Annotated in this window: 8 protein-coding genes and 2 pseudogenes; 4 read left to right on the top strand and 6 right to left on the bottom strand. The window is 60.7% G+C overall.

Translation table 11 applies throughout. From position 1 onward, the window contains the following. The 6 genes and pseudogenes from HT737_RS13685 to HT737_RS13660 form a co-directional block, all read right to left on the bottom strand. Window positions 1-417: pseudogene (locus HT737_RS13685) on the bottom strand (HipA N-terminal domain-containing protein); the annotation flags it as partial. Then, window positions 414-665: a helix-turn-helix domain-containing protein gene (locus HT737_RS13680; RefSeq protein WP_108588991.1), complete on the bottom strand. Its 252-nt coding sequence runs from the start codon at window positions 663-665 to the stop codon at window positions 414-416. The gene HT737_RS13680 and the pseudogene HT737_RS13685, both read right to left, overlap by 4 nt. A 108-nt stretch (window positions 666-773) precedes the next feature. Next, complete coding sequence (locus HT737_RS13675) at window positions 774-1127, bottom strand: DUF6124 family protein (RefSeq protein ID WP_182402875.1); 354 nt, start codon at window positions 1125-1127, stop codon at window positions 774-776. 490 nt (window positions 1128-1617) lie between these two features. Then, window positions 1618-2229 (bottom strand): 16S rRNA (guanine(966)-N(2))-methyltransferase RsmD, encoded by a 612-nt coding sequence (rsmD, locus tag HT737_RS13670; protein WP_182402873.1) that lies wholly within the window; start codon window positions 2227-2229, stop codon window positions 1618-1620. Then, the gene (locus tag HT737_RS13665) at window positions 2229-3716 is read right to left on the bottom strand and encodes a pitrilysin family protein (RefSeq protein ID WP_182402871.1); all 1488 of its coding nucleotides are present in this window, start codon (window positions 3714-3716) and stop codon (window positions 2229-2231) included. The genes rsmD and HT737_RS13665 overlap by 1 nt, the downstream gene beginning before the upstream one ends. Then, a complete protein-coding gene (locus HT737_RS13660) occupies window positions 3709-5064 on the bottom strand; it encodes a pitrilysin family protein (protein WP_182402869.1) in 1356 nt (451 codons plus the stop codon). The genes HT737_RS13665 and HT737_RS13660 overlap by 8 nt, the downstream gene beginning before the upstream one ends. Before the next feature lie 344 nt (window positions 5065-5408). Between HT737_RS13660 and ftsY the strand changes: the two genes are divergently transcribed. The 4 genes and pseudogenes from ftsY (at window position 5409) to rpoH (ending at window position 9572) form a co-directional block, all read left to right on the top strand. Then, window positions 5409-6911, top strand: coding sequence for a signal recognition particle-docking protein FtsY (gene ftsY / locus HT737_RS13655; protein WP_182402867.1), 1503 nt, complete (start codon window positions 5409-5411; stop codon window positions 6909-6911). Further along, window positions 6908-7579 carry a cell division ATP-binding protein FtsE gene (gene ftsE, locus HT737_RS13650; protein WP_003229148.1) on the top strand — a complete coding sequence of 224 codons (672 nt, stop codon included), beginning with the start codon at window positions 6908-6910 and terminating at the stop codon, window positions 7577-7579. The genes ftsY and ftsE overlap by 4 nt, the downstream gene beginning before the upstream one ends. Further along, window positions 7576-8601, top strand: coding sequence for a permease-like cell division protein FtsX (gene ftsX / locus HT737_RS13645; RefSeq protein WP_007964135.1), 1026 nt, complete (start codon window positions 7576-7578; stop codon window positions 8599-8601). The genes ftsE and ftsX overlap by 4 nt, the downstream gene beginning before the upstream one ends. 115 nt (window positions 8602-8716) lie before the next feature. After that, a pseudogene (gene rpoH / locus HT737_RS13640) lies at window positions 8717-9572 on the top strand (RNA polymerase sigma factor RpoH). The last annotated feature ends 158 nt before the right edge of the window (window positions 9573-9730 follow it).

Below are 9730 nucleotides of genomic sequence, written 5' to 3'. Positions count from 1 at the left end.
CGATCAAGCATGTCGGCGAAGATATCTTCCGTGCCGTCCCACGTGAGAATCTCTTCGAGTTTCTCTCCCGGAAATTCTTGCTCCTGCAACAAGGCATCCACGGTTTCAGAGCGTACGTGAACCCTGCCAATGGGCGATGTGCTGCCGGAAAGCGCCAGTAGCAACATTGGGTCGACGTTGACTGTCTTGGCCAAGCGATTGCGTAACTGTTCCAGCACATAGCCTTCTGGCAGGTTCATTTGAAAAACAGGATGCAGTTCGCGCCGACGAAATTCGTCATGCCGTACAGGCATCGAGAGGCTAATGGCCATTTTTGGCGATGCATCTTCGTGATCGAAAAGTGAAATCTTCGGCATTGCTGAAAAGTCTGCCGCTATTACCTTGTGGGGTGCTGACTTGAAGAGAGGCCATTTTCATTCGAATAAATCTCCAAGCTCTTCAAGGGTTGGCATCGTTGCTGGAACCACCGAGAGTTCGCAGTCCAGTGCAGCCAAAACGCGCGCATAAGCGATCATGCCGACAGAAAGGGTACCTTTCTCCACCGCGATGACTTTGTATCTTGTCAGTCCCGCCAGATCGGCAAGCTGCGCCTGTGTCAGGCCACGATTTATGCGTTTCTCTCGTAATTGGATACCGAGACGGCCGATCAATAGAGTGTGATCCATGTTGTGATACCGTAACAATTTGAAGCCAATGTAGCGTATGCGCAACATTTAATCTATTTGCCTCAAGAAACCCGCCGTAAGGCGGGTTTTTTGTGGGCGATTATTTCTTCAACCCCACATGATCCAGGCCTGATTCACCGCCAGTTCACCGAGCATGACGATTTGCGCGATGCCCAGTGCGGTCTTGCGGTGGGAGGGGTCGAGGATGGCGGCGAAGTTGTTGAGCATGTCGCTTGCCGAGCCCAGGGTTTCGCTGGCGTTGGCGAGCAGGGATTCGCTGTCGTACTTCGGGTTGGCGAGGTACATGGGCTCGGGTTTGTTGCTGCTCGCCATGATGAGGGCGGCGGGATTGAGATAATGGTCGAGGGCGCGTTCGGCGGCGTCGTGGAGTTTTCTGGAGTCGAGGGATTCGTAGGGGGAGGCTGGATCTTTGTCTGGCGGGTGTGGTGTTGATTTGGTCATGTTTCGTCTCCGGTAAATGGAGCCGGCACCGGATCGCTACTAAACGAAGGGGTGGCAGCTGAACGCAGGTTAGTAGACCGGGGAGACGCGACCGGCGCACCCGAAGGCGCCCTGCGTACAGCTACCATCAAGCGCGGATGAATGTCCGACTGAATGGTGCCAATGCGCATCGCGTAACCTCGGGCTACTAAACCCGATCACTGGAAATCAGTGACGCGAATCAAGTTACCGATGGCCCTCCAGGCGCACAAGCCGGCGGATTCTGGCGTAGCTGTAGGTATCCACGCAAGTTGTTGTAGGCATCGGGAAGTAACCGCCGAGCGATTTAAACAACACCGTTTAAAGGATGTCCGACTGGCAATAAATAACACTGTGGCGAGGGAGCTTGCTCCCGCTGGACTGCGCAGCAGGCCTCGCTTCTGAAAAAGGGGCCGCTACGCGACCCAGCGGGAGCAAGCTCCCTCGCCACAGATTTAGCGCAAACTTTCAGTTAACCGGCGATCTCTGTCATACGTTGCCACAACGCGTAGTACACCCGCCCGGATTTCTGCTCGCGGTGCAGGCGCCAGTTGCCCGGCAGGCCCAACGTCGATGGCGCGGTCTCGCTTTCAGTGTAGATCCACGAATCCGGCGCCAGCCATTGGCGCTCTTCGAGCAAAGTGCAGACCGCTGGCAGCAGGTTCTGGTTGAACGGCGGATCGAGAAATACCAGATCGAACGGCGAGGCGACCTGGGTCTCCAGATAACGCAGCGCGTCGGCGGTCTGCACCTGGCCGTTGGTACAGCGCAGGGTGCCGAGGTGTTCCTTCAGGCTCGATACCGCTACGTGGCTGGCATCCAGCGCTTGACCCATGGCCGCGCCACGCGACAGTGCTTCAAGAAACAGCGCGCCGCTGCCGGCGAACGGGTCCAGTACTTTGGCCCCGGCGACGTACGGCGCGAGCCAGTTGAACAGGGTTTCGCGCACGCGGTCCGGCGTCGGGCGCAGGCCCGGCGCATCGGGGAAACTCAGTTTGCGGCTGCGCCATTCGCCGCCGATGATGCGCAGCTGGTTCACACCGTTATGGACGTTCTGCGCAGGTTTTTTAGGACGAGTAGCCATTAATGCTCCGGAACCCCGAGCGGTGGCTCGGCAGGTTTATCAGATGGGGCCGGTAACGGCTTTTGCGGCACGGTCGGGCCAGCGCTGACGATGACCAGTTTGTCCGTGCTCAGGTGTTTGTTCATCGCGTCTTTGACCTGCTCGACAGTCAGGCTCTGGGACTGACGCATGAAGTCATCCAGATAGCTCAGCGGCAGATTATAGAAGCCCATGGCGCCCAGTTGGCCGACGATATCGGCGTTGCTTGCGGTGGACAGCGGGAAGCTGCCGGCCAGCTCGCGTTTGGCGTCGTCGAGTTCTTTCTGGGTCGGGCCGCTCTTCAGGTAATCGGCGAGCACGTCCTGCACCAGTTTCAGCGTGCCTTCGCTCATTTCCGCGCGGGTCTGCAGGTTGATCATGAACGGGCCGCGAGCCTGCATCGGGCTGAACCCGGAATACACGCCGTAGGTCAGGCCGCGCTTCTCGCGCACTTCGCTCATCAGCCGGGTGCCGAAACCGCCACCACCGAGGATCTGGTTGCCCATCGACAGCGCCGCGTAATCCGGGTCGTCACGGTCGATGCCCAGCTGTGCGAGCAGCAGGTTGGTTTGCTTGGACGGGAACTCGATGTGATTGACGCTGGCTTTCGGTTCCTGCGGCTGGGCGATTTTCGCCAACGCCGGGCCTTTCGGCAGGGCGCCGGAGACCTGATTGGCAATCGCCTCCGCCTCGGCGCGCGACAGGTCACCGACCAGCGCGATCACCACGTTGCCCGCCGCGTAGGCCTTGGCGTGGAACTCACGCAGTTGCGCCAGAGTGATCTTCGGCACGCTCTGCGGGTTGCCGTCGCTGGAATGCGCGTAAGGGTGGTCGCCGTACAAGCGCTTCATCAGCTCAAGGCTGGCGAGTTTGCCGGGGTTCTGTTTCTGGTATTCGAAACCGGCGAGCATCTGATTCTTGATGCGCGCGAAGGAGTCGGTCGGGAACGTGGGTTTGCCCACTACTTCGGAGAACAGCTTGAGCGCTGGCTCGCGCTTGTCGGCGGCACTCAGACTGCGCAGCGACGCCAGCGCCATGTCCTTGTAGGCACCGTTGCCGAAATCCGCGCCAAGGCTTTCGAAGCCTTGGGCGATGGCGCCGACGTCCTTGCCCGCCACACCTTCGTTGAGCATGGCATTGGTCAGGACTGCCAGGCCCGGCGCATTGCCGTCCTGGCTGCTGCCAGCGGCGAAGATCAGGCGCATGTCGAACATCGGCAGCTCATGGGCTTCGACAAACAGCACCTTGGCGCCTTCGGCGGTGTTCCAGGTCTGCACGTCGAGCTTGCGGCTGGCCGGGGCCTTGCCATCGAGTTCGGCCAGCGATTGCAGCTTCTGGCTGGTCTTGGCGTTGTCCAGCGCTTCGCTGGCGTCGGGTTTGACTCCCGGCATCAGATAGAACGCGGCAGAGCCGATCACGGCGATGGCGATCAAACCGAGCAACAGGCGTGGGGATTTGCGCTCACTCATGAGTCGTCTCCAGTGGCAGGACATGGGCGACGCTGAGACGTTCGCGGGTGAAATACAGCTTGGCGGCGTTCTGGATGTCTTGCGGGGTTACGCTTTCCAGATCGGCGAGTTCGGTGTCCATCAACTTCCAAGACAGACCGACCGTTTCCAGTTGACCGATCGCGGTGGCCTGGCTGGTGATCGAATCACGTTCGAACACCAGGCCGGCGATGACCTGTGCCCGCACGCGCTCGAGTTCTTCGGCGGACGGTGCGGTGGTTTTCAGTTGTTCCAGCAGTTTCCACAGACCGGCTTCAGCTTGCGCCATGGTCTTGTTCTTCTGCGTATTCGGCGTTGCCGACAGGGTGAACAGGCTGTCGCCACGGGTGTAGGCGTCGTAGCTCGACGAACCGCCGGAAACCAGCTCTTCGCCGCGCTCCAGTTGCGTCGGGATGCGCCCGCTGTAGCCGCCGTCGAGCAGCGCCGAGATCAGGCGCAGGGCGTTGACCGAGCGCTTGTCTTCAGCGGTGGCGATGCTGGGCACGTTGAAGCCGAGCATCAGGCTGGGCAGTTGGGTCTGCACATGCAGGGTGATCTGGCGCTCACCCGGCTCGGCCAGTTCCAGCGGTTTCTTTGCTGGCGGCACGTCGCGCCTGGCAATCGGCCCGAAGTAGCGCTGGGCGAGGGTCTTCACTTCATCAGGAGTGACGTCGCCGACCACCACCAGCGTGGCGTTGTTCGGCGCATACCAGGATTGATACCAGTGACGCAGCTCCTCAACCTTCATCCGGTCAAGGTCCGCCATCCAGCCAATGGTCGGCGTGTGGTAGCCGCTGGCCGGGTAAGCCATCGCCTTGTAGCGCTCGTAGGCTTTAGACATCGGCTTATCGTCAGTGCGCAGGCGGCGCTCTTCCTTGATGACTTCGATTTCCTTGGCGAACTCGTCCGCCGGCAGGCGCAGATTGGCCATGCGGTCGGCTTCCAGTTCAAACGCTACGCCCAGACGGTCGCGGGCCAGCACCTGGTAATAGGCGGTGAAGTCGTCACTGGTGAAGGCGTTTTCTTCGGCGCCCAAGTCGCGCAGGATCAGCGAGGCTTCGCCGGGGCCGACTTTCTCGCTGCCCTTGAACATCATGTGCTCGAGCGCGTGGGACAAACCGGTCTGGCCCGGGGTTTCGTAGCTGGAGCCGACCTTGTACCAGACCTGCGACACCACGACTGGCGCGCGATGGTCTTCGCGCACGACGACCTTCAGGCCGTTGTCGAGGGTGAATTCGTGGGTCGGTTGCGGGTCGGCCGCCAGGGCCGAAAGGGGCAGGCAGACTGTGCTGAGCAGCAGGCCTGCAGCGCGGCGGGCTAGAGCATTCATTCGTTTTTTAACCTGTTGGGCTGCCCGCTTGGTCTTAGCGTCGGCGGGCGAGAGGGTGCTAGGATACTGATCCGTTTTACCGGCGACCACGCCTATCAGGTTTTCAGGCCTGATGCGGTTGTATAGGTTGGCGGCAGAAAGCTGCGGTTTATCGACTAGACTTCGCTTTTTCGCCGATTTTGCCGGTTGAGTCCTTCGTTAATACGAATCTTTGGGGTGCCGCTGGCGCCTCGACAAAATGTTGCGCGTGAACAAGCTGGATGAAACACAGTCTGTTCTGCATCGAATATTTATTTGCCGGGGCGCCCTTATGGCGCGTCGCTACCGTGAGATAGCCGTCCTCCATGTTTGGTTCCAACGACGACAAGAAGACCCCAGCTGCGGCTGGCGAGAAGAAAAGCCTGTTCGGATGGCTGCGTAAGAAACCGCAGGAACCCGTCGTCGAACAGCCGCCCGAGATTCCTGAACCGGCTCCGACGCCAGCGCCTGCCATAGAAGAAGAGTCGGCGCCGATCGTGCTGCCGATTGCCGAGCCGGTGCTGCAACCGGTTGAGCCAGAGCCGCAACCTGAAACCCCGGCGGCGGCCGAGTTGCCCCTGACCCCGGCGGCCGAGCCGTGGCTGACCTTGCCGGTGGCGGAAGAGCCGGTGGCGTTGGTCGAAGAGGCATCGCCGCATGTGACGCCGCCGATTCCGGCGCCCGCCGCGTTCGTCCCTGAAGTCGCTCCGGCGCCAGTGGTTGAGCCGGTTGTCGAGCCGGCACCGGTTGTTCCCGAACCCGTGGCCCCGGTGGTCGTCGCCCCTGTTGCGCCGGTCGTTCAGCAGCCTGCACCTGCACCGGTCGTCGCTGCTCCGGTGGTGCCGGTAGACGTGGTTGCTGAAACGCCAGTGGAAGCCCCGCGCAGCGAAGAAACCAAAGTCGGCTTTTTCGCCCGCCTCAAGCAAGGCCTGTCGAAAACCAGCGCCAGCATCGGCGAGGGCATGGCCAGCCTGTTTCTCGGCCGTAAAACCATTGATGACGATTTGCTCGATGAGCTGGAAACCCGTCTGCTGACCGCCGACGTCGGTGTCGAAGCCACCACGCAGATCATCCAGCGCTTGACCCAGAAGGTCGCCCGCAAAGAACTGGCCGACGCCGACGCGCTGTACAAGTCGCTGCAGGCCGAGCTGGCGGCGATGCTGAAACCGGTCGAACAGCCGCTGAAAATCGCCTCGCAGACCAAGCCGTTCGTGATTCTGGTGGTGGGCGTCAACGGCGCCGGCAAGACCACCACCATCGGCAAGCTGGCGAAGAAGCTGCAGCTGGAAGGCAAGAAAGTCATGCTTGCCGCCGGTGATACCTTCCGCGCCGCTGCCGTTGAGCAGTTGCAGGTCTGGGGCGAGCGCAACAAGATCCCGGTGATCGCCCAGCACACCGGTGCCGACTCCGCGTCGGTGATCTTCGACGCCGTGCAGGCCGCCAAGGCCCGTGGCATTGACGTGCTGATCGCCGACACCGCCGGTCGTCTGCACACCAAAGACAACCTGATGGAAGAGTTGAAGAAAGTTCGCCGGGTGATCGGCAAGCTCGACGCCGACGCGCCGCACGAAGTGTTGCTGGTGCTCGACGCTGGCACCGGTCAGAACGCCATCAACCAGGCCAAGCAATTCAACCAGACCGTCGAACTGACCGGCCTGGCGCTGACCAAGCTCGACGGCACCGCCAAGGGCGGGGTGATTTTCGCCCTGGCCAAGCAGTTTGGCCTGCCGATCCGCTACATCGGTGTCGGTGAAGGCATCGACGATCTGCGTACCTTTGAAGCCGAACCCTTTGTCCAGGCACTGTTTGCCGAGCGGGAGCGTTCATGATTCGTTTCGAACAGGTCGGTAAACGCTACCCGAACGGTCACGTCGGCTTGCATGAGCTGAGCTTTCGAGTCCGTCGTGGCGAGTTTCTGTTTGTCACCGGTCACTCCGGTGCCGGTAAATCCACACTGTTGCGCCTGCTGCTGGCGATGGAGCGTCCGACCAGCGGCAAACTGCTGCTGGCCGGGCAAGACCTGAGCACCATCAGCAATGCGCAGATTCCGTTCCTGCGCCGGCAGATCGGCGTGGTGTTCCAGAATCACCAGTTGCTGTTCGATCGCACGGTGTTCAACAACGTCGCGCTGCCGCTGCAGATTCTCGGGCTGTCCAAGGCCGAGATCGCCAAGCGCGTCGATTCGGCGCTGGAGCGCGTGGCGCTGTCGGATAAAACCGATCTGTACCCCGGCGACCTGTCCACTGGTCAGCAACAGCGCGTCGGCATTGCCCGCGCCATCGTTCACCGTCCGGCGCTGCTGCTGGCGGACGAACCGACCGGTAACCTCGACCCGCGTCTGGCGGCCGAGATCATGGGCGTGTTCGAAGATATCAACCGACTGGGCACCAGCGTGCTGATCGCCAGTCACGACCTGGCCCTGATTGCGCGCATGCGGCACCGCATGCTGACCCTGCAGCGCGGCCGCTTGATTGGCGACGGGGAGGCCGGCGTATGAGTGCGACACGCAGTCCGAAGGTTTCCGAGCGCGTGGCCCCGAAGGCCGCCGACCCGCAACCGCCGAAGAAGAAAAAACACGACGATGACGACGGCCCGGACTTTTCCACGCTGTTGCGCTCGTGGATCGAAAGTCACCGTGCCAGCCTGCTCGACAGCCTGCGTCGCCTTGGCAAGCAGCCGATCGGCAGCTTCTTCACCTGCATGGTGATGGCCGTGGCGCTGAGCTTGCCGATGGGGCTGTCGCTGCTGATCAATAACGTCGAGCGTCTCGGCGGTTCGTGGCAGCGGGCGGCGCAGATTTCGCTGTATCTGCAACTGGACGCCACGCCCGCGCAGGGCGAATCGTTGCGCGAGCAGATCAAAGGCATGCCCGGCGTTGCTGATGCCGAATATGTCGGCCGTGACCAGGCGCTGGAAGAGTTTCAGCAGCAGTCCGGTCTGGGCGAAGCCCTGCGCGAGCTGCCGGAGAACCCGCTGCCGGGCGTGGTGCTGGTGACCCCGAACGAGGTCGACAAGCCGACCCTGGAAGCATTAAGACAAAAACTTTCCGAGCTGCCCAAGGTACAACAGGCGCAACTTGATCTAGTCTGGGTCGAGCGTCTGGCTGCCATCCTCAAGCTCGGTGATCGTTTTGTCTTCGGTCTGACGGTGCTTCTGGTTTCTGCATTACTTTTGGTGATAGGCAATACCATTCGTCTTCATATTGAAAACCGCCGCACAGAGATAGAAGTGATTAAACTCGTCGGCGGCACCGACAGCTATGTGCGCCGTCCCTTCCTTTATATGGGCGCGCTGTATGGCTTCGGTGCAGGTGTTCTGTCCTGGGGTGTGCTGGCGTTCGGCCTGAACTGGCTGAACGACGCGGTGGTTGGACTGGCCGGCTTGTACGGCAGTGATTTCGCGCTGGCCGGAGTGCCAGTTGCCGACGGTCTGTCGCTCTTGCTTGGCGCGGTGCTGTTGGGTTATATCGGTGCATGGATTGCAGTCGCACGTCATCTCAGGGAGCTGGCGCCGAAGTAGAATCTTTTTTGCGCGTGATTGACCTTGCGGTTTTTTTGGGAACTTGTACTTGAATTCCCGGTCAATTTTTCGCAGTGCCGAGAGGCACGAGTATGTAAGTGGGAGGTTTTTTCGCATGACCAATTCTTTGCAACCTGCGTACGCGTTGGTTCCGGGTGCGAACCTGGAAGCCTATGTGCACACCGTCAACAGCATTCCATTGCTGACGCCGGAGCAGGAGCGTGAACTGGCCGAGAGTCTCTACTATGAGCAGGATCTGGGGGCGGCTCGGCAGATGGTGCTCGCCCACCTGCGATTTGTCGTACACATTGCCCGTAGCTATTCCGGCTACGGTCTGGCTCAGGCTGACCTGATCCAGGAAGGCAACGTCGGGCTGATGAAGGCGGTAAAACGCTTCAACCCGGAAATGGGTGTGCGTCTGGTGTCGTTCGCCGTGCACTGGATCAAGGCGGAAATTCACGAGTTCATCCTGCGCAACTGGCGCATTGTGAAGGTCGCGACCACCAAGGCCCAGCGCAAGCTGTTCTTCAACCTGCGCAGCCAGAAGAAACGTCTGGCGTGGCTGAACAACGAGGAAGTCCACCGTGTGGCGGAAAGCCTCGGCGTCGAACCACGTGAAGTGCGCGAGATGGAAAGTCGCCTGACCGGCCATGACATGGCCTTCGACCCGGCTGCAGAAGCTGACGACGACAGTGCTTTCCAGTCGCCGGCCAACTACCTGGAAGACCACCGGTACGATCCGGCGCGTCAACTGGAAGATGCCGACTGGAGCGACAACTCCAACCACAACCTGCACGAAGCGCTGGAAGTGCTGGACGAACGTAGCCGCGACATCCTCTACCAGCGCTGGCTGGCAGAAGAGAAAGCCACGCTGCACGACCTGGCGCAGAAGTACAAACGTATCGGCCGAGCGGATCCGTCAGCTCGAGAAGAGCGCGATGAACAAGCTCAAGTTGTCGATCGCCGCGTAACCGGCGTCAAGGCAATAAAAAACCGCCCCGATCAGCGATGATCGGGGCGTTTTCATTTCTGTTTCAACACAAATCCCTGTGGGAGCGAGCTTGCTCGCGAATGCGGTTTATCAGTGATATCAATGCAAGCTGGCACACCGCTTTCGCGAGCAGGCTCG

It is taken from the genome of Pseudomonas sp. MD195_PC81_125, from assembly GCF_014060985.1.
Classification (GTDB): Bacteria; Pseudomonadota; Gammaproteobacteria; order Pseudomonadales; family Pseudomonadaceae; genus Aquipseudomonas; species Aquipseudomonas parakoreensis.
This window is presented reverse-complemented; position numbering and strand designations above follow the sequence as displayed.